The following is a 20,076-nucleotide window of genomic DNA, read 5'->3' as shown; positions in this document are numbered from 1 at the left end:
ATGACTCAAGCCCATACCGCTACCCTGCTCGTCGAACTGCTGACCGAAGAGCTGCCGCCGAAGGCGCTCGCGCGTCTTGGCGACGCATTTGCCGAAGGCATCGTGCAGCGCCTCGCGGCGCGCGACCTGATCGACGGCGAGCCGTCGTTCGAACGCTATGCGACGCCGCGCCGCCTCGGCGTCACGATCCGCAACGTGCGCGACGTCGCGCCGGAAAAACACGTACGCGAGAAAGTGCTGCCGGTGTCGGTCGCACTCGATGCGAACGGGCAGCCCACCGCGCCGCTCGCGAAAAAGCTCGCCGCGCTCGGCTTTCCCGATTTCTCGGTGAACGATCTGGAACGCGCATCGGACGGCAAGGCCGAAGCGTTCTTCCTGCGCTATGCCGCGCCGGGCGCGACGCTCGCCGACGGCCTGCAGGGCGCGCTCGACGAAGCGCTCGCCATCTCGAAGCTGCCGATCCCGAAGGTGATGACGTATCAGCGTCCGGATGGATCGAGCGTGCAGTTCGTGCGCCCGGTGCATCGTCTGACAGTGCTGCATGGCGAACGCGTGGTGCCGGTCTCGGCATTCGGCATCGACGCCGACGACACGACGCTCGGCCATCGCTTCCTGTCCGAAGGCTTCGTGCAGATCCAGCACGCGGACCACTACGCGGAAACGCTCGCGCATCGCGGCCACGTGGTCGCGAGTTTCGCTGACCGCAAGGAAGCGATCCGCACGCATCTGCTCGCGCAGGCGGAAGGCGACGACGTGGTGATGCCCGAGTCGCTGCTCGACGAAGTGACGTCGCTCGTCGAATGGCCGGTCGTGTATTCGTGCCGCTTCGAGGACGAGTTCCTGCAGGTGCCGCAGGAATGCCTGATCCTCACGATGCAGACCAACCAGAAGTATTTCGCGCTGACGGATCAAGCCGGCAAGCTGCGCTCGCGCTTCCTGATCGTGTCGAACATCCAGACGACGACGCCGGGCGAGATTGTCGAAGGCAACGAGCGCGTGGTGCGCCCGCGTCTCGCCGATGCGAAGTTCTTCTTCGAGCAGGACAAGAAGAAGACGCTCGCCGACCGCGTGCCGTTGCTCGCGAACGTCGTCTATCACAACAAGCTCGGCTCGGCGCTGCAACGCGTGGAGCGGGTCGAAGCGCTGTCGGGCGCGATCGCGTCGATGCTGAACGCCGACGTCGCGCTCGCGAAGCGCGCCGCGCACCTGGCGAAGGCCGACCTGATCACCGACATGGTCGGCGAATTCCCCGAGCTGCAGGGCACGATGGGCACCTACTACGCGCGCCACGACGGCGAGCCGGAAGAGGTTGCGCTCGCGTGCACCGAGCACTACCAGCCGCGCTTCTCCGGCGACGCGTTGCCCGCCACCACCACCGGCACGATCGTCGCGCTCGCGGACAAGCTCGAAACGCTCGTCGGCATCTGGGGCATCGGCCTGCAGCCCACCGGCGAGAAAGACCCGTTCGCGCTGCGCCGTCACGCGCTCGGCGTGCTGCGTATTCTCGTCGAAAAGCAGTTGCCGCTCGATCTCGTCGAAGTGCTGCGCGCCGCGCATGCGCAGTTCGCGGCCGTACCGGCTGTGACTGAATCGACGGTCGCGATTGTCGAGTTCTGCGTGGACCGCCTGCGCGGCATCCTGCGCGAACGCGGCTATGCCGCGGGCGAAATCGACGCAGTGCTCGCGCTGAACCCGACACGCCTCGACGACATCGTCGCGCGTCTGGATGCGGTGCGCGAATTCGCGACGCTGGCGGAAGCCGCGGCGCTCGCGGCGGCGAACAAGCGCATCTCGAACATCCTGAAGAAGTCGAAAGGCGCGACCACGAACAGCGTGCAGTCCGCGCTGCTCGTGGAAGCGGCCGAGAAGGCGCTGCACGCGCAGCTCGAAGCGGTCACGCCAGCGGTGCAGTCGCAACTCGCCGAGCGCCGCTATACCGGCGCGCTGTCGGCGCTCGCGGCGCTGCGCGAACCGGTCGACACGTTCTTCAACGACGTGATGGTGAACGCGGACGACCCGGCGTTGCGCGCGAACCGTCTCGCGCTGCTCGGCGCGCTGCACCAGCAGATGAACTGCGTCGCGGATATCTCGCGGCTCGCAGCCTGACGCAGGCATCGTCATGGGCAATCCGAACCGCAAGCTGATCGTGCTCGACCGGGACGGCGTCATCAACGTCGACTCGGACGCGTACATCAAAACGCCGGACGAATGGATCGCGCTGCCGGGCAGCCTCGAGGCGATCGCGCGTCTGAACCACGCCGGCTACCGCGTCGCGGTCGCGACCAACCAGTCCGGCATCGGCCGCGGTCTGTTCGACATGGCCACGCTGAACGCGATGCATCTGAAGATGCATCGCGCGGCCGCCGCGGTCGGCGCGCGCATCGACGCGGTGTTCTTCTGCCCGCATACATCGGAAGATCACTGCGAATGCCGCAAGCCGAAGCCCGGCATGCTGAAGATGATCGCGGAGCGCTTCGAGATCGATCCGGCGCACACGCCGTCCGTCGGCGATTCGCTGCGCGACCTGCAGGCGGCCGCGGCGCTCGGTTTTCCGACGCACCTCGTGCGCACCGGCAAGGGCGAAAAGACGCTCGCGGCCGGCAACCTGCCGCCGGGCACAAAGGTCCACGACGACCTCCGCGCGTTCGCACTCGACTTTCTTTCGGAAGAACACGAGTGACGCGCAGCGCGCGCGTCCTCATCACTGCATGACCACGCCGATGCTCTTCATCCGCTCGCTGCTGCTCCTCATCTACTTCGCCGCGTTCACGGTGCCGTACGCAACCGCGTGCTTCATCGCATTTCCGTTCCTGCATGCGGACAAGCGCTACTGGATGGCGGTGGGCTGGTGCCGCGCGACGATCTTCGTCACGCGCTACCTGAACGGCATCCGCTTCGAGATTCAAGGTTGGGAGAATCTGCCGGACGGCCCAGCCGTGCTGCTGTCGAAGCATCAGTCCGCGTGGGAAACGCTCGCCTTTCCCGCGCTGATGCCGCGTCCGCTCTGCTACGTGTTCAAGCGCGAGCTGCTGTATGTGCCGTTCTTCGGCTGGGCGCTCGGCATGCTGAAGATGGTCCACATCGATCGCAAGGAAGGCAAGAACGCGTTCAGCTCGGTGACGCGCCAGGGCAAGCACCGGATGAGCGAAGGCGCGTGGGTGATCATGTTCCCCGAAGGCACGCGCACGCCGGTCGGCAAGCAAGGCAAGTACAAGACGGGCGGAACGCGTTTCGCGATCGCAACGGGCGCGCCTGTCGTGCCGATCGCACACAATGCGGGGCACGTGTGGCCGCGCAATTCGTTTTATAAATATCCTGGTATAGTCACGGTGTCGATCGGCAAGCCGATCGAGTCGGCGGGTCTCACACCCGACGAACTGAATACGCGTGTAGAAGCCTGGATCGAAGCAGAGATGCGCCGTATCGATCCGAACGCGTATAGCGCCGCGGACAGCACGCCCGCCGCAGCCCGAATCTGATGCGCCCGATCCGCCCGCTCGACCTGTTACGCGGACTGTTGGGCGCCAAGCGGAAACCGATGCAGAAGTCTTCCAGGCCGCAGCCCGCTGCGGCGCTCGACAGCCGGCAACTCGACCTGCCGCTCTTCGACGAGCGCAGCGCGCCGCTGTCGCCGGTCACACCCGCTCCCGCCGTTCCCCACAACCCCGTCGTGTTGCGCGCGCCGGATGGCTCGAAGCTGCGCAGCATCACGTTCGGCACGCAGACGCTGCACTACGCGCTCAAGCGCTCGTCGCGCCGCACGATCGGCTTCGCGATCGACAGTACCGGGCTGATGATCACCGCACCGCGCTGGGTCACGATCGCGGACATCGAGACGGCGATCGCCGACAAGCAGCGCTGGATCTTCACGAAGCTCACCGAGTGGCAGACGCGCGTCGAACAACGCGCGCTGCCGAAGATCGACTGGAAGGACGGCGCGCAGGTGCCGTTCCTCGGCAAGCCGGTCACGGTCACGCTCGCCTCGCCGACCGGCTCGCTCGCCTACGATGCCGCGCGCGGCACGCTTGCGCTGCCGCTGCCGCTCACGGCCGACCCGCAGCAGATCAAGGACCGCGTGCAAGGCTGGCTGCAGACCGAAGCGAAACGCCTGTTCGGCGAACGGCTCGAGGTGTACGCGGAGAAGCTGGGCGTGAGCTACCGTGCGTATGGGTTGTCGTCAGCGGCGACGCGTTGGGGCAGTTGCTCGAGCGACGGGCGCATCCGCCTCAACTGGCGGCTGATCCACTTTCCGCTCGCCATCGTCGACTACGTGGTCGCGCACGAGCTGGCGCATCTGCGCGAGATGAATCACAGCCCCGCGTTCTGGCAGACGGTGGAATCGATCTTTCCGGAATTCCGCGAAGCGCGGCAAACGCTCAAGCATCATCCGCCCGAGTTACTGCCCACGCTGTAAAAGCACAGCGGCAAAAGCCGTGTGTGCCGCTACTCCTTGAAGAATGTCTCGTGCAGCCGGCACCAGCGCGGCGTGCCCTCTTCGTCGCGAACGAACAGCACGGTCGAGCGGCGCGCGTTGCGATTACCCACCCCATCGTTCTGGCGCTCGACGTAGCTCGCCACCGCGCCGCCATCCCATTCGGCAACCAGTGCGATCTCCGTGATCTCGATCGTCAGCTTCGGTCGCAGTCCACCGCGCGCCGCAAAGACGTCGCGTAGCGAGACCTTGTCGAGCAGCGTGCCGTCGGGCAGCACGACCGAGCAGTCGTCGCTGAAATGATCCATCAGCCGGTCGAGAAAACCGGCTTCCTCTGTGCCGTTGAACCACGTTTGCACCGCCGCGTTCACGGCGGCGATCTCGTCGGCGAAGGTGGCGATCGGAGTCATCGTGTTCCCTGCGTGGCGGCAATACCCGGCGATCAGTAGAGGACGTTACTGCGTCTTCTTCTGGATGAACTCGATCTTGTAGCCGTCCGGGTCCGTCACGAACGCGATCACGGTCGTGCCGTGCTTCATCGGGCCCGCTTCGCGCACAACCGTGCCGCCCTGCTCCTTGATCTTCGCGCACGCGGCATAGGCGTCGTCGACTTCCACCGCGAGGTGACCGAACGCCGTGCCGAGATCGTACGAAGCGGTGTCCCAGTTATGGGTCAGCTCGATCACGGTGCCGTCGCGTTCGTCTTCATAGCCGACGAACGCGAGCGTGAAGCGGCCTTCCGGATAGTCGTTGCGGCGCAGCACTTTCATGCCGAGCAGCTCGCTGTAGAACTTGATCGAACGGTCCAGGTCGCCGACCCGGAGCATGGTGTGAAGCAGGCGCATCGTGGGGCTCCGTGTTGCTTGCGTCGAAACCACCGACTCTACCAAAAACGCCCGACCGCCGTCGGCTCGCCGGCACCGCGATCCGATGTCAGAATGCACGGGCGCGTCGCATGAGGCGCGGCCCCGTTCAGCAACGCACGCATTGCGCGCGGCGCCTTCCAGTCAAAAATCACACGAGACAGCATTCCGCTCATGAGCACGACCGCCGCCGCTCTGCACACTCGACGCCCGCTCGACAGCCTCGCGATCCTGCTGATGATTCTGCTGTGCGCGATCTGGGGCATGCAGCAGGTTGCGATCAAGACGGCGAACGCGACGTTCGAGCCCGTGTTTCAGGCTGGATTGCGCTCGACGATCGCCACGCTCCTCGTCTGGGCGTGGGCGTCGACGCGGGGCACGCCGCTCTTTCGCCGCGACGGCACGCTCGGCGCCGGCGTGCTGGCGGGCATGCTGTTCGCCACCGAATTCATCTGCATCTTCTTCGGCCTCACACTGACGAGCGCATCGCGGATGGCCGTGTTCCTCTACACCGCGCCGTGCTTTACCGCGCTCAGTCTGCACTGCTTCGTGCCGGGCGAGCGGTTGCGGCGGCTGCAATGGACTGGCATCGCCGTCGCGTTCGCGGGCATCGCGCTCGCGTTCGCGGATGGCTTCGTGCGCAGCGCAGACGTCGCGCAGGCGGCGCACACCGCGCATGGTGCGCCGCTCGCGGGCGTTGCCGGCGATGCGCTCGGCGTGCTCGGCGGCATCGCGTGGGCCGCGACGACGCTCGTCGTGCGCGGCACGCGTCTCGCGCATATCAGCGCGAGCAAGACGCTGTTCTATCAGCTCGCGGTGTCGGCGATCGTGCTGCTGGGTCTTGCGCTGCTGCTCGGACAGGTGAAGGTGGCGAGCGTCACACCGCTTGCGGCGATGAGCCTCGCGTATCAGGCCGTGGTGGTGGCGTTCGTCAGCTATCTGCTGTGGTTCTGGCTGCTCACGCGCTATATCGCGTCACGGCTGTCGGTGTTTTCGTTCATGACGCCGCTCTTCGGCGTCACGTTCGGCGTGCTGCTGCTCGGAGAATCGTTCAGCACGCGGTTCCTGACCGCGGCGCTGCTGGTGCTCGCGGGCATCGCGCTCGTGAACGCGCCAGCACGGCGGGGATCGGCTCGTGGCTAGCAGCCGATAGTCGGCATCGGCGATTACTCGCCCTGCGCGGCCGGCTTCGCGGTCTGTGCGACTCGCACGTATTCGTCTACCGGCACGTCTTCCGCGCGCCGCGCGAGGTCGAAGCCGAGCGCGTCGAAATCGACCCGCTCGCGCCAGTTCGACAGCGTGTTGCGCAGCATCTTGCGCCGCTGCGAAAACGCGTCCGTGACGAGCGCACCGAGCGTGGCTTCATCGACCTTCGGCAGTTCATGCGGCGCGTACGGAATCATCCGTACGATCGCGGAATTGACCTTCGGCGGCGGCTGGAACGATTCGGGCGGCACGTCGAGCAGTTTGTCGATCACGTAGCGGTACTGCAGCATCACCGTGAGACGGCTGAACGCCTTGCTGCCCGGCTCGGCCACCATGCGCTCCACCACCTCGTTCTGCAGCATGAAGTGCTGGTCGACGACGCAGTGCGCGAACGTTGCGAGATGAAACAGCAGCGGGCTCGAAATGTTGTACGGCAGGTTGCCGACGATGCGCAGCGTCGGCTTGTGGTCCGGCACCCCCGGCACGCCTGGCAGCGCGAGCGAGCCGAAGTCGAACGCGAGCGCGTCGCCCTCGTGCAGTTCGAGCTTGTCGCCGAACTGCTTCTTGAGCCGCGCGATCAGATCGCGGTCCAGTTCGACCGCGTGCAGCGGCGACTCTGGCGTGGCGATGCGCACGGCGAGCGGTTCGGTCAACGCAGCGAGGCCCGGCCCGATCTCGACCATGCGTTCGCCGCGCTGCGGACGGATGATGTCGACGATCGCATCGATCACGCCCATATCGACCAGAAAGTTCTGCCCGAAACGCTTGCGCGCGAAATGGCCCTGGTGCTGTCTGCTGTTCGACATCGACAATGGAAAAAACGAAAGAGGTCAGTTGCCGCGGCGATTGCGCGCCATCGTGACGGCCGTATCGATCGCGGCGATCAGACTGCCGGCATCCGCGCGGCCCGAGCCGGCGAGATCGAGCGCGGTGCCGTGATCCACGGAGGTTCGCACGATCGGCAGGCCGAGCGTCACGTTGATGCCTTCGCCGAAGGTTGCGTACTTCAGCACCGGCAGGCCCTGGTCATGGAACATTGCGAGCACGCAGTCCGCGTGCTCCAGATAGCGCGGCTGGAACAGCGTGTCCGCCGGATACGGCCCGCGGGCGTCGATGCCCTTCGCGTTGGCCGCTTTCAGCGCCGGCTCGATCACGTCGATTTCCTCGCGGCCGAGGTAGCCGTTTTCACCCGCGTGCGGATTCAGGCCGGTCACGAGAATGCGCGGCGCGGGCAGGCCGAAGTGTTCGCGCAGGTCGTGATCGATGATACGCAGCGTGTCGACGAGACCTTCGATCGAAAGCGCCGCGGACACATCCTTCAGCGGCAGATGCGTGGTGGCGAGCGCGACACGCAGCGGACGCTGCCCGGTGCCGGCCAGCATCATCACGACGCGTGGCGTGCCGGTGCGTTCGGAGAGATATTCGGTGTGGCCGGTGAACGGCACACCGGCATCGTTGATCGTGCTCTTCTGCAGCGGCGCCGTGACGATCGCATCGAACGTGCGCGCGAGCGCACCGTCGATTGCGTGGTCGAGCAGCGCGAGCACGTAGCGGCCGTTCGCCGCATCGAGTTTGCCCGCCACCGAAGGCGCGCCGAGCGCGACGTTCAGCACGCGGATGCGCTCACCCGACGCAAGCGACGCCCAGTCGACGCCGACCGCCTTCGCCCGCCCAGCGAGCAGCGCGGCGTCGCCGAGCACGGTGAAGCGCGCGTCGGGCCAATGCGCGGCCGCGCCCGCCAGCGCCTGCGCGGTCAGTTCGGGACCGACGCCGGCGGGTTCGCCGGTCGTGATCGCGATCTGCACCGGCGGATGCGTAGCGGCCCGGCTCATGGTCAGTGCACTTGCGGCGGCTGCATGCCGCTGATCTTGTACTCGACGTACGCGCTGTCACGCAGTTCGCGCAGCCAGTCGGAGTACGCCTGCTCGGCCTTGCGCTGGCCGATCGCCTGACGCGCGAGATCCATCTGCTGGGTGACCGAGCCTTCCGCATCGCGGCGGCCGAGCACCTGGATCAGGTGATAGCCGTATTCGCTGCGCACCGGCTCGCTGATCTGGCCGTCCTTCAGGCTGTTCATCGCACGCTCGAATTCCGGCACCGTTTCGCCCGGGCTGATCCAGCCGAGGTCGCCGCCCTGCGACGCCGAGCCGTCCTGCGAGTACGTACGCGCGTAGTTGCCGAAGTCGCCTCCGTTCGCGATCTGCTGGCGGATATCGAGCAGCTTCTGGCGCGCCTGCTGTTCGGACAGGCCGTCGCCGACGCGCAGCAGGATGTGGCGCACGTGCGTCTGCACGATCTTCGGCGCGTCGCCGGTCTGCGTGCTGTCGCTGGCGCGGCGATCGACGAGGCGCAGCACTTCGAAGCCGCTATCCGTGCGGATCACCGTGGAGTTGACTTCACCCGCGCGCAGGTTCGCCGCGGCTTCGACGAACTTCGGCGGCAGCGACGAAGGCGGCTGATAGCCCATGTCGCCGCCCTTCGAAGCATCCGGCGCCTGCGAGTTGTTCTTCGCGAGCTTCTCGAAGTTCGCGCCGTTCTGCGCTTCCGACAGGAGCGACTGCGCCTTGCGCTGCGCCGCTTCGATATCGGTTTCCGACGCGTTGAGCGGTGCGTTCAGGAAGATGTGCTCGAAGCGCAGGTCGTTGGTGAGGCCGGCGTTCGGGCCGCGCTGGCTCGCGATGTAGTTCGCGACTTCCGCGTCGGACACCGTCACCTTGCTGTCCACTTCCTTCTCGCGCAGCTTCGAGAGCGTCAGCTCGTTGCGGGCGTCGTTCGTGAAGGTGGACCAGGGCACCCCTTCCGCCTCGATGCGCGCACGGTAGATTTCGAGCGACATGTTGTTCGCCTGCGCGAGGCGCTCGAGCGTGCGGTTCACCGCGGCGTCGTCGACAGTGATGCCGTCTTCCTTCGCCTTTTGCAGCTGGATGCGTTCGAGCACCATCTGGTTCAGCACCTGCTGGCGAAGCTGGTCGACCGGCGGAACGGGCGCGTGCTGCTGCTGAAGGCGGCGCGTGATCAGGCCGACGCGCTGGTCGAGCTCGCGCTGCGTGATCACGCCGTTGTTGACCACCGCCGCGATCGTATCGACGGTCTGGCCATTGTTGTCGCTGAGCGCCTGAGCCTGCACGGAAGCGGCGGGCATCAGGGAAGCGACGGCGACGAGCCATGCCGCGGACAGTGTGAAGCTAAGCTTTTTCATGATTGCCACAGATACTCCAGTGATATCGGGCGCCCGCCCGTCCTTTGGTCTCGCAAGCCGGTCTGCCGACCGTCATTCGTAGTTCGTGAACCGCGCTTCGGGCGGCGGCGGCGCCGGGATCGGCGTATAGCCCGGCACGCTGGCGCGGAAAGCCGCGGACAGCCCGTTGTCGACGTTCGACAGCCCCTTGAACGTGATCTGCGCCAGGAAGCGCGTGGCCGACGTCTGCTCGCCCGACGTATTGACGCCGTTCGCGTAGCGCTGCAGACCGACGCCGAGCGTCCAGCAGTCGGCGTCGTACTGCAGGCCGAGCAGGCCATCGACGATCCGGTGCCCGTTCATGTCGTAGTTGAAGCGCGCGACGCCGTACATGTGGTGCGTCAGCGGCCACTGGCCAGACACGAGGAACTGGTTGATCGGCGTGTTGTCAAGGGTCGTATTCGCGCGCGTGTAGCGGTACGAAACGTTCACGACCTTGCCGGTTTCCGGGCTGAAGCCGAAACCGATGCTCGATTTCACCAGCTGGTTATTGTCAGCATTATATTGGAACGCCGTTTCCGACGCGAAACCGGCGCCGAGCTTGAGCGACGCGCCCGCGATCAGGTCGGAGTGCGTGGCCTGGGCGTTGCTTTCGCCCGGCTCGAGCGTCACGCGCTGATCCTGGAAGTAGTACTGCTGCGCGAGCACGAAGCGCGCGCGCTCGTCGCCGGTTTCCGGGTTGATGAAGCGCGTGGTGACCGCGGCCGTCAGACGGTTCGCATCGGCGATGCGGTCGTCGCCGACGAACGTGTTCGGCGTGAAGATTTCCGCGAGGCCGAAGTCGGAGTCCGCGGTATCGAACAGCGGCGCGAAATTCTGGTTGTGATACGGCGTGTAGACGTAATACAGGCGCGGTTCGAGCGTCTGGATATAGTCCTCGCCGAAGATCCGCACCGAACGGTCGAAGATCAGGCCCGTGTCGAACGAGAAGGTGGGCACCTGCTCGGTGAAGTCTTTCGGCTGGCCGGCGGGCGCGCCCGTGCCGATATTGCTCAGATCGTACGACGCGAAGTGCCACTGCACCTTCGGCGTGACGAAGTAGCCGGGGCCGACGACCGAATACGACAGGTACGGATCGAACGTGATCCGGTCACCCTGGGTCGTGTCCGGCGTAGTGATGCGAAAGCGCGAATAATCGGCCACCGCGCCGAAGTCGAAACCGTCGACGTCGTACTTCGCGTACTTGACGTTCAGTTCCGGCTCGCGTCCGTACGGTGCGACCGACGGCGTCAGCGTCTGCCAGTGCTGGTAGCGAGCGAGCACCGACCACGGGCCGTTGTTGTAGGTCAAACCGGCTTCCTGCTGGTACAGCAGCTGGGTGCCGTTCAGGAACTGGTTCGTCGACGATGCGAGATCTTCCGGATAGGTGTTGTCCGAGACCTTGTTGTAGTAGACGTAGCCGCCGAAACCATCGCCGAAGTTCTGGTTGTGCTGGATGTACAGCGCGTACCGGTTCGTCTTCGTGATCGCGTCGTCCGGCAGGAATTCGCCGGTGATCGTGCCCGAATAGTTCGGCGACAGATAGCGGTAGATCGCCTGCGTCTGCACCCCGCGCTTCGAGATCAGACGCGGCGTGAGCGTCAGATCGCGGTCGGGCGCGATGTTGAAGTAGTACGGTACCGACAGCTCGAGGCCGTTCGTCGAACTGACCGAGAACACCGGCGGCAGCAGACCGCTACGGCGCTCGCCGGAAAGCGGAAACGACAGCCACGGGCTACCGAAGATCGGCACGCCCTGGAAAAACAGCACGCCGTTGTGCGCGACACCTTCGTCGGCGCCGGTGTCGAAGTCGAACTCGCTGCCGCGGATGTACCACGCGGGGTTCGTTTCGCACTGGCACGCGGTATAGGTGCCGCTCGTGAACACCGAGCGCTCGTTGTCGAGCAGGTCCACCCGTTCCGCACTGCCGGAACCGCCCGTCATCTGGAAGTGGTACTTCGGCGCGGTCATGTAGCCTTCGCTCGATTCCACTTTCAGATGCGCTTCGGGACCGACGAAGGTATTGCCGTTCTGCGACACGTGCACGCTGCCGTACGCGTCGGCCATGTCGGTGTCTTCGTCGTAATGCAGCGCGTCGGCCTTGATCGTCGCCACGCCGCGGCGCAGTTCCGCCGAGCCCTTCGCCGCGACGTCCTGGTCAGCCGTGCCGGTGGTCGAATCGCCCAGCACGAAGGTGGCCGGCGCCTGGCCGCCCTGCAACGGATGTTCTTCGAGCTGGGGGGCGAGCCGCAATCCCCATGGCGCATCGAGCGCCTGCGGCTGGGCCGCGTCGCCGCTCAACTGGGCATGCGCGAGCGCGGGCACAAGACCCGGCACGGCGATTAACGCCGCGACGAGCCGCCGTTTGCGCGGCACACCGTCACAAGAGGGAGTCGTTCTGGAAAGCTGTCTTGGCGGCATGTATGGATTGGCGAACCGACCCGCTCACAGGCCAGAGGTCACGTGGATAAGGCGGGCGATCAAACCGGATGACAGCGGGCTGGCGCGGATCGCGTCAAAAAAGTCGTGGGGTATTATATGGCAAGACGTTGCCCACCTGACTCTGCGCCCGGTTTTCATGACGTTTCAATCCACTTCCACTGCCTCTCCTGTCCCTTCCACCGCCGTTTCCGCTGCCGCATCCGCTGCGCCGTGCGCCACGGACGCGCGCGTCGCGCTGCTGGCCAGCTGGCTCGGCACGCACGCCGCGCGTTACGGGCTCGACGTTGCGACGCTCGCACCCGCTTCGTCGGACGCGAGCTTCCGGCGCTACTTCCGGCTGAACGCGGCGAACCTCGAAGGCGGTACGGCGATCGCCGTCGATGCGCCGCCGCCCGAGAAGTGCCGCGAGTTCGTGCAGGTCGCGCAGCTGCTGGGCACGGCCGGCGTGCACGTGCCGCGTATCCTCGAGACCGATTTCGACGCGGGCCTGATGCTCGTGACGGATCTGGGCACCACGCAGTACATCAACGTGCTGAACGAAGACAACGCCCGTCCGCTGATGCGCGGGGCGCTGGACGCGCTGATCCGCTGGCAGTCCACATCGCGCGAAGACGTACTGCCGCCGTTCGACGAAGCGTTCCTGCGCCGGGAAATGGAACTGATGCCTGAGTGGTATATCGGCCGCCATCTCGGCCTCGAAGTCGACGAGCCGACCCGCGGCGTGCTCGACCGCACCTTCGCGCTCCTGATCGCCAGCGCCCGCGCGCAGCCGCAGGTGTTCATGCTGCGCGACTTCATGCCGCGCAACCTGATGATCGCGGAGCCGAACCCCGGCGTGCTCGATTTCCAGGACGCGGTGTACGGCCCGATCACGTATGACGTCGCGTCGCTGCTGCGCGACGCGTTCATCAGCTGGGACGAAGCGTTCGAACTCGACTGCTTCGCGTACTACTGGGAGCGTGCGAAAAAGGCCGGACTGCCGGTCGATCCCGACTTCGGCGAGTTCTACCGCCAGCTCGAATGGATGGGTCTGCAACGGCACATCAAGGTGCTCGGCCTGTTCGCGCGCATCAATTATCGCGACGGCAAGCCGCATTATCTGAAGGATCTGCCGCGCTTCGTCAAGTATGCGCGCAAGGTGTGCGGACGGTACCGGCCGCTCGCGCCGTTCGGCGCGCTGCTCGACCGGCTCGAAGGCCGCAGCGTCGACGTCGGCTACACGTTCTGAGCCACACGATGACCGCACCGCTCGATCTCGCGATGATCTTCGCCGCCGGACGCGGCGAACGCATGCGTCCGCTCACCGACACCTGCCCGAAACCGCTGCTCGAAGCGGGCGGAAAGCCACTGATCGTCTGGCAGATCGAACGGCTCGCGCGCGCCGGCTTCACGACGATCGTGATCAATCACGCGTGGCTCGGCGAGCAGTTCGCCGCGACGCTAGGCGACGGCTCGCAGTGGGGCGTCGCGCTGCGCTATTCGGCCGAAACAGGCGACGCGCTGGAAACGGCCGGCGGCATCGCGCACGCACTGCCGCTGCTGGAAACCGGTGGCGCGCCGCGAGTCTTCGTCGCGGTAGCCGGCGACGTCTACGCGGACTTCGACTATGCGCGCCTGCGCGACCCGGCCGCGCGCCTCGCCGCGGCCGCCGAGCCGGGCATGCATCTCGTGATGGTGCCGAATCCGCCGTTCCATCCGAACGGCGACTTCGTGCTGCGCGACGACGGCACGCTGGCGCTCGAAGGCGGCGCGCGCGCGACGTTCGGCAGCATCGCCGTCTACGACACGCGGATGTTCCGGGATCTGTCGCGCGGCACGCGCAGACCGCTCACACCGTACTACTTCGACACGATCGGCCGTGGGCTCGCAACCGGCGAGCTGTATGAAGGACGCTGGGACAACATCGGCACGGCGGCGCAGCTCGGCGCGCTCGATGTTGCACTGAAAGCCGCGGCTGGCTGAACCAGCAACACCAACGCGCCTACTTCCCGACCGGCAGGCTGCCCACAGCCGCGACGCCACTCGCCTCCGCCGCCTGCGCGGCCTCGATCGCCGCTTCGCCATGCGCCGCGCGCTGCTGCAGCGCCCACATCTGCTCGAACAGACCGCCCGCGCGCAGCAATTCGTCGTACGTGCCGCACTCGACGATACGCCCGTGGTCCATCACGATGATCTGCTGTGCGTGCACGACCGTGGACAGCCGGTGCGCGATGATCAGCGTCGTGCGGTCGCGGGCGATCTGGTCGAGTTCGTGCTGGATCGCGCGTTCCGAGCGCGAATCGAGCGCCGACGTGGCCTCGTCGAACAGCAGCACCGGCGGGTTCTTCAACAGCGTGCGCGCGATCGCGACGCGCTGCTTCTCGCCGCCCGACAGCTTCAGCCCGCGTTCGCCGACCGGCGTGTCATAGCCCTTCGGCAGGCTCTCAATGAACTCGTGAATATGCGCCGCGCGCGCCGCCGCGATCACTTCGTCGCGCGTCGCGGACGGCCAGCCGTACGCGATGTTGTAGTAGATCGAATCGTTGAAGAGCACCGTGTCCTGCGGCACGATGCCGATCGACGCGCGCAGTGAATCCTGTGTCACATCGCGAATATCCTGACCGTCGATGCGGATCGCGCCGCCCGCCGCGCGATCAAGATCGTAGAAGCGGAACAGGAGCCGCGCGAGCGTCGACTTGCCCGAGCCGCTATGGCCGACCACCGCGGTCGTCGTGCCCGCCGGAATCGTGAAGCTGACGTCGTGCAGGATCTGGCGCGACGCCTCGTATGAAAAGTTTACGTGCTCGAAGCGCACTTCCGCGCCGCGCACGGCGAGCGGCGTGGCGCCCTCGGCGTCGGGCACTTCGCGCGTCTGGCCGAGCAGCGAGAACATGCGGTCCATGTCCGTCAGGCTCTGCTTCAGCTCGCGGTACACCACGCCGAGAAAGTTGAGCGGAATGTACAGCTGCAGCATGAACGTGTTGATCAGCACGAGATCGCCGAGCGTCAGGCGCCCCGCCATCACGCCTTGAGTTGCGCGCCACAGGATGAACACGAGCCCTGTGCCGATGATCGCCTGCTGCCCGAAATTCAGCGCCGACAGCGAATGCTGCGACTTGATCGCGGCCGCGCGATAGCGCTGCAGGTTTTCGTCGTAGCGGCGCGCTTCCCACTCCTCGTTGTTGAAGTACTTGACGGTCTCGTAGTTCAGGAGCGAATCGATGGCCCGCGAGTTCGCGCGCGAATCGAGCTCGTTCATCGTGCGGCGAAAATGCGTGCGCCACTCGGTCACCTTCACGGTGAACCCGATGTACAGCACGAGTGCGATCAGCGTGACGATCGCGTAGTACGCCTCGTAGCGCACCACGAAGAAGGTCAGCACAAGTCCGACTTCGACGAGCGTCGGCAGGATGCTGTAAAGGGAATACGAGATCAGTTGCGTGATGCCGCGCGTGCCGCGTTCGATGTCGCGCGACATGCCGCCCGTCTGCCGTTCGAGGTGAAACCGCAGCGACAGCGCATGCAGATGCCGGAACACCTGCAGCGCGAGGCGCCGCACCGCGCTCTCGGTGACCTTCGAGAACAGGATCTCGCGCAACTCGGTGAAGAGCGACGTGGACAGCCGCACCACCGCATACGCGATCACCAGCAGACCCATGCCGCTCACGAGCACGACGCCGGGCGCCTGGTCCGCGCGGCCGAGCGCCGCGAGATGCCGGACGCCCGCGAGGTTGTCGACGATGTGCTTCATCACGACCGGCACGCCGAGGTTCGCGACCTTCGCGCCGATCAGGCAGGTCAGCGCGAACGTGACGCGCGCCTTGTACGCAGACAGATACGGCAGCAGCGACAGGATGGTCTGCCAGTCGTTGCGAGGTTGGTTCGAGACCGGTGGAGGCGGCTCGGACGAAGCGGAATAGCGGCGCATGGAATTCGATTGGGGGACGGGGCCTGGATTGCACGGTGTGGCGCAGCGGCTGCGCCTGCGAGTCAACGCGACGCGGCTTTTGTGACGAGCCGTTCCGGTCGCGAGCTTTCCCGTACAATTCCTGATCGATCTATTGTCGCAGAAGCCGGCTGGCGCCGCTTTCGGTCCCGTCGCCGCAATCCGGCCGCGAACGCGGGCCGTTGCCGTGCGCAGTTGCCACGGGATCGCGCCAAATGCGCCTCCGCTGCGGCTCATCATTTTCTTCAGGGTGCCACGATGACCGAATCGCTCCAACTTCCCCAGAAATCCTGCGCGCTACGCGTCGTGCCGCAACCGTCGGATGCGAACGTGCATGGCGACGTGTTCGGCGGCTGGATCATGGCGCAGGTCGACATTGCCGGCTCGATCCCGGCGAGCCGCCGCGCGAACGGTCGGGTCGCGACGATCGCGGTCAACTCGTTCGTGTTCAAGCAGCCGGTATTCGTCGGCGATCTGCTGAGCTTCTATGCGGACATCGTGAAGACCGGCAACACGTCGGTCACCGTGTCGGTCGAGGTGTACGCGCAGCGGATGAGCCTCGCACAGGAGGTCGTCAAGGTGACCGAAGCGATGCTCACCTACGTCGCGACGGACAGCGATCGCCGCCCGCGCGCGCTGCCGTCGATCGGCTGATCGTTTGATCATCCGCGCGGCCGGCGCACACACCAGCGGCCGCGCTTTAAACCGCTTCGAGCGCCGGCGTCGAGCGGTACTGCTGCAACAGCACCGACACCGCGTCGCGCGGCACCGGCTTCGAGAAGTAGAAGCCCTGCATGCCGTCGCAGGCACGCGCCCTCAGGAACTCGAGCTGCTCGAGTGTCTCCACGCCCTCCGCGATCACCTCCAGTTCCAGCGAATGCGCGAGCGCGATGATCGCGGACGTGATGGTTTCGTCGTCATCGGATTCGCCGATGTCCGACACGAACGAGCGGTCGATCTTCAGCCGGTCCACCGGGAAGCGCTTCAGGTAGCTGAGGCTCGAGTAGCCGGTGCCGAAGTCGTCGATCGCGAGCCCGATGCCGAGCGCGTGCAGCTCGTTCAGCATCGACACCGCGCCTTCGGCATTGCGCATGATCGCGCTCTCGGTCAGTTCCAGCTCCAGATAGCGCGGCTCGAGCCCGGTCTCCTCCAGTACGTCGGTGACGAGCCGCGAGATGTCGTGCTGTTCGAACTGCCGCGCGGAAAGATTCACCGACACGCGCGCCGGCGGCAGGCCGGCGTCCTGCCACGCCTTGTTCTGCGCGCACGCCTCGCGCAGCACCCACTCCGACAACGGTCCGATCAGACCGCTCTCCTCGGCAACGGGGATGAACGATGACGGCGGCACCAGCCCGACTTCGGGATCGCGCCAGCGCACCAGCGCCTCCAGACCGACGATGCGGCCCGTCGAGAGATCGACCTGCGGCTGGTAGTGCAGCAGGAACTCGTTGTCGCGCAGCGCGCGGCGCAGCCGGCGTTCGAGCGACAGGCGCGCACCCGCGCTCGCGTTCATCTCCGGCTGGTAGAACTGGAACGTGTTGCGGCCCATGTCCTTCGCGCGGTACATCGCGAGGTCGGCCTTCTTCATCAGCGTTTCGACGTCCTCGCCATCCTGCGGGAACAGGCTCGCGCCCATGCTGCAGCCCACATAGAGCTCGGTGCCGTCGAGCCACACGGGCTCGGAGATCGCCGCGCGCACGCGCTCCATCCACGCGATCAGCGACTGCTCGTCGACGGTATCGGTGACCACCACCACGAACTCGTCGCCGCCATGCCGCGCGACCGTATCGCTCGCCCGCGCGCAACGCGCGAGCCGCTCCGCGACCACCGACAGCAACCGGTCGCCGACGCTATGGCCGAGGCTGTCGTTGACGTTCTTGAAGCCGTCGAGGTCGATGAACACCACCGCGACGCCGAGTTCGCGGCGCGTGGCCGCGACCAGCGCCTGCTGCAGACGGTCGCGCAGCAGGTTGCGGTTCGGCAGCCGGGTGAGCCCGTCGTAGTTCGCCTGATATTCGAGCTGCTCCTGATAGCGGATCAGCTCGGTCACGTCGTTGATCACGCCGATGTGGTGGGTGGTCTGGCCGTCCGCGTCCGGCACCGGCGCGATGTAGAGCTGGTTCCAGAACAGCGCGCCGTCCTTGCGATAGTTGCGCAGCACGGCGCTGACCTCGCGGTTCATCGCGAGGCCCTGGCGGATCGCGGCGAGCCCTTCCTGGTCGCGGTCGTCGCGCTGCAGCACGCGGCAGTCCTGTCCCATCACCTCGGACGGGTCGTAGCCGGTGATCCGCTTGAACGCCGGGTTCACGTACTCGATCAGGTTGCCGTTGTCGGACGGCGCGGTGATCAGGATCGCGTTCACGCTCGCATCGAGCGCGCGGCTCTGCAGACGCAGCGCGAGATCGGCGCGGCGGCGCTCGGTCACGTCCGTATAGGCGCCGAGCACGCCCATCACGCGCCCGTCGCTGTCGGTGAGCGGCAGCTTGTTCGTGATCACGGTGACGGGGCCACCGTCGATCGTCAGACTGGTTTCGTAATGCAGTTTCGGCACGCCCGACGTGGCGACCTCATGGTCGTCGGCGCGCAGCGTGTCCGCGTAGGCGCGCCATGGCAGCTCGAAATCGGTCTTGCCGATCAGCTGCTCCGGATACGCGAGGCCCGCATCGCGCGCGAACGCAGCATTACAGCCCAGATAGCGCGACTCGCGGTCTTTCCAGAAAATGCGCTGCGGAATGTTGTGGATCACCGTCTCGAGCATCTGCTTCGAGCGCTGCGCCTCGGCTTCGGCGTTGATCTGGTCGGTGACATCGTCGGCCAGCACGAAGATCGCGTCGCGGCCCATGAAGCTGAGCGCGTGGTACGAGATGTCCACGCTCACCTGCGAGCCGTCCTTGCGCCGGTGCTGCCAGATGCCCGCCATCGTGCTGCTCTGATGCCCGGCGGAGACGCTGCGCTGCAGGTAGGTTTCGAGCCGCGAGAACTCGTCGCCGGAGCGGATCGCGCCCAGCGTCATGCCGAGGAATTCCGCTTCCGTATAGCCGTATTGCTCGGTCGCGGCCGCGTTCACCGCGAGAAAGTGCAGCGTCTCGCGGTCGAAGATGTACATCGGCACCGGGTGCGCGTCGAACAGCGCGCGGAACCGTCCGTCGCTGCTCCACAGCGAGCGCGCGATGCGCAGCTTCTCGCGCGCGGCGCTTTCGCGCACGCCGAACGTGTAGATCAGCAGCGTCGTGCCGCCGAGCATGGTCAGGATCAGCATCAGCACGCCGCGGCGCGCAGCCAGAGTCGACTGGTCGACGACGGCCTTCAGCTGCGCGTCCTCCCATTGCCGCAGCGCAGCGATGTCGTGGTTGATGTGCGCGGTAGCGAGGTCGATGCGCACGTACGCCGCCGCGGCCGCCGTGCGGGCTGTTGCGAGCTGGACGGCGGCTGCCGGGGTTGACCCTGTCTGCGCGGCCTCCCGATGTTCGGCGTCGGCCCCGCGAGCCAGTGCGGACTGAAGATCCAGCTCGAACTGCAGCGTCTCGGTCGAGACCCGGTCGAGGCGAGCCGTGGCGTCGGGGTCGGCGGCAAACGCGTCGCGCAACGTCGCTTCGAGGCCGGTGAAAGTGCGCGTGCGCTCGCTGGCCCGCGCGGCGGGTTCGAGCGCGCCGTTCGACGCGAAACGGCCGAGCGCAGCCGTTCCCTCGTCGAGGGTCGCGCGCCAGGCGTCGAGCGTCTGACGGATGGCGGTGGCGTGCATCGTGCGCGCGTCGGCCTGGCATTGGCCGCGGATCTGCGTGTACGCCACCACCGCGTTCGCGCCGACTGCCACCACCACGACTGCGATATTGATCAGCAGCCGCTTCGATAGGAAAGGATTCATGGGTTCCCAGCTTCGTCCGTGCAGCCGGCGGTGCGCGCCAGCGGCGCCGCAGCCCGGACGGGGCGCGGCCTGCCTCGGGCGCCTTGCGTGGAAGTGGATGCCGCAAGGTGCCGGCTGCTACGTGCC

The 20,076-nt window shown here is 66.3% G+C and carries 16 protein-coding genes; 8 read left to right on the top strand and 8 right to left on the bottom strand.

The annotated features are described in order from the left end of the window. The 4 genes from glyS to DVS29_RS13290 are packed head-to-tail and all read left to right on the top strand — an operon-like array spanning position 1 to position 4,414. Complete coding sequence (gene glyS / locus DVS29_RS13305) at positions 1–2,106, top strand: glycine--tRNA ligase subunit beta (RefSeq protein WP_118180927.1); 2,106 nt, start codon at positions 1–3, stop codon at positions 2,104–2,106. Positions 2,107–2,119: 13 nt separating this feature from the next. Further along, on the top strand, positions 2,120–2,680 hold the full coding sequence (gene gmhB / locus DVS29_RS13300; RefSeq protein WP_118180926.1) for a D-glycero-beta-D-manno-heptose 1,7-bisphosphate 7-phosphatase: 561 nt from the start codon (positions 2,120–2,122) through the stop codon (positions 2,678–2,680). A gap of 40 nt (positions 2,681–2,720) precedes the next feature. After that, on the top strand, positions 2,721–3,479 hold the full coding sequence (locus DVS29_RS13295) for a lysophospholipid acyltransferase family protein (protein ID WP_118181010.1): 759 nt from the start codon (positions 2,721–2,723) through the stop codon (positions 3,477–3,479). 59 nt (positions 3,480–3,538) lie between these two features. After that, a complete protein-coding gene (locus tag DVS29_RS13290) occupies positions 3,539–4,414 on the top strand; it encodes a M48 family metallopeptidase (RefSeq protein ID WP_118181009.1) in 876 nt (291 codons plus the stop codon). A 29-nt stretch (positions 4,415–4,443) separates the two neighbouring features. On the opposite strand, the gene DVS29_RS13285 is transcribed toward DVS29_RS13290, so the two are convergent. Together DVS29_RS13285 and gloA are read right to left on the bottom strand one after the other, a co-directional pair. Next, positions 4,444–4,842: a DUF4440 domain-containing protein gene (locus tag DVS29_RS13285; protein ID WP_118180925.1), complete on the bottom strand. Its 399-nt coding sequence runs from the start codon at positions 4,840–4,842 to the stop codon at positions 4,444–4,446. Between the two features lie 45 nt (positions 4,843–4,887). Next, on the bottom strand, positions 4,888–5,277 hold the full coding sequence (gene gloA, locus DVS29_RS13280; protein WP_118180924.1) for a lactoylglutathione lyase: 390 nt from the start codon (positions 5,275–5,277) through the stop codon (positions 4,888–4,890). 192 nt (positions 5,278–5,469) lie between these two features. Between gloA and DVS29_RS13275 the strand changes: the two genes are divergently transcribed. Next, on the top strand, positions 5,470–6,438 hold the full coding sequence (locus DVS29_RS13275; RefSeq protein ID WP_118180923.1) for a DMT family transporter: 969 nt from the start codon (positions 5,470–5,472) through the stop codon (positions 6,436–6,438). A 23-nt stretch (positions 6,439–6,461) separates the two neighbouring features. Here DVS29_RS13275 and rsmA read toward each other — a convergent pair whose 3' ends face one another. The 4 genes from rsmA to DVS29_RS13255 form a co-directional block, all read right to left on the bottom strand. Further along, complete coding sequence (gene rsmA / locus DVS29_RS13270; RefSeq protein WP_205962445.1) at positions 6,462–7,307, bottom strand: 16S rRNA (adenine(1518)-N(6)/adenine(1519)-N(6))-dimethyltransferase RsmA; 846 nt, start codon at positions 7,305–7,307, stop codon at positions 6,462–6,464. A 24-nt stretch (positions 7,308–7,331) separates the two neighbouring features. Beyond that, positions 7,332–8,333 carry a 4-hydroxythreonine-4-phosphate dehydrogenase PdxA gene (pdxA, locus tag DVS29_RS13265; RefSeq protein ID WP_118180921.1) on the bottom strand — a complete coding sequence of 334 codons (1,002 nt, stop codon included), beginning with the start codon at positions 8,331–8,333 and terminating at the stop codon, positions 7,332–7,334. Between the two features lie 2 nt (positions 8,334–8,335). Further along, positions 8,336–9,709 carry a peptidylprolyl isomerase gene (locus DVS29_RS13260; protein WP_118180920.1) on the bottom strand — a complete coding sequence of 458 codons (1,374 nt, stop codon included), beginning with the start codon at positions 9,707–9,709 and terminating at the stop codon, positions 8,336–8,338. Positions 9,710–9,772: 63 nt separating this feature from the next. Further along, on the bottom strand, positions 9,773–12,139 hold the full coding sequence (locus DVS29_RS13255; protein WP_118180919.1) for an LPS-assembly protein LptD: 2,367 nt from the start codon (positions 12,137–12,139) through the stop codon (positions 9,773–9,775). A gap of 157 nt (positions 12,140–12,296) precedes the next feature. Here DVS29_RS13255 and DVS29_RS13250 point away from each other — a divergent pair, with 157 nt between their 5' ends. Both DVS29_RS13250 and murU read left to right on the top strand, forming a co-directional pair. Then, a complete protein-coding gene (locus DVS29_RS13250; protein WP_118180918.1) occupies positions 12,297–13,388 on the top strand; it encodes an aminoglycoside phosphotransferase family protein in 1,092 nt (363 codons plus the stop codon). A gap of 8 nt (positions 13,389–13,396) precedes the next feature. Continuing rightward, complete coding sequence (gene murU / locus DVS29_RS13245) at positions 13,397–14,122, top strand: N-acetylmuramate alpha-1-phosphate uridylyltransferase MurU (RefSeq protein ID WP_118180917.1); 726 nt, start codon at positions 13,397–13,399, stop codon at positions 14,120–14,122. Between the two features lie 19 nt (positions 14,123–14,141). Here the strand turns inward: murU and DVS29_RS13240 are convergent, their stop codons facing one another. After that, complete coding sequence (locus tag DVS29_RS13240; RefSeq protein ID WP_118180916.1) at positions 14,142–16,067, bottom strand: ABCB family ABC transporter ATP-binding protein/permease; 1,926 nt, start codon at positions 16,065–16,067, stop codon at positions 14,142–14,144. Between the two features lie 276 nt (positions 16,068–16,343). Between DVS29_RS13240 and DVS29_RS13235 the strand changes: the two genes are divergently transcribed. Then, positions 16,344–16,739: an acyl-CoA thioesterase gene (locus DVS29_RS13235; protein ID WP_118180915.1), complete on the top strand. Its 396-nt coding sequence runs from the start codon at positions 16,344–16,346 to the stop codon at positions 16,737–16,739. A 46-nt stretch (positions 16,740–16,785) separates the two neighbouring features. On the opposite strand, the gene DVS29_RS13230 is transcribed toward DVS29_RS13235, so the two are convergent. After that, complete coding sequence (locus tag DVS29_RS13230; protein ID WP_118180914.1) at positions 16,786–19,950, bottom strand: sensor domain-containing protein; 3,165 nt, start codon at positions 19,948–19,950, stop codon at positions 16,786–16,788. Between the last annotated feature and the right edge of the window lie 126 nt (positions 19,951–20,076).

The organism is Paraburkholderia phosphatilytica (genome assembly GCF_003443895.1).
Classification (GTDB): Bacteria; Pseudomonadota; Gammaproteobacteria; order Burkholderiales; family Burkholderiaceae; genus Paraburkholderia; species Paraburkholderia phosphatilytica.
The sequence above is the reverse complement of the archived record's forward strand: the minus strand, read 5'-3'. Positions and strand labels throughout refer to the sequence as shown.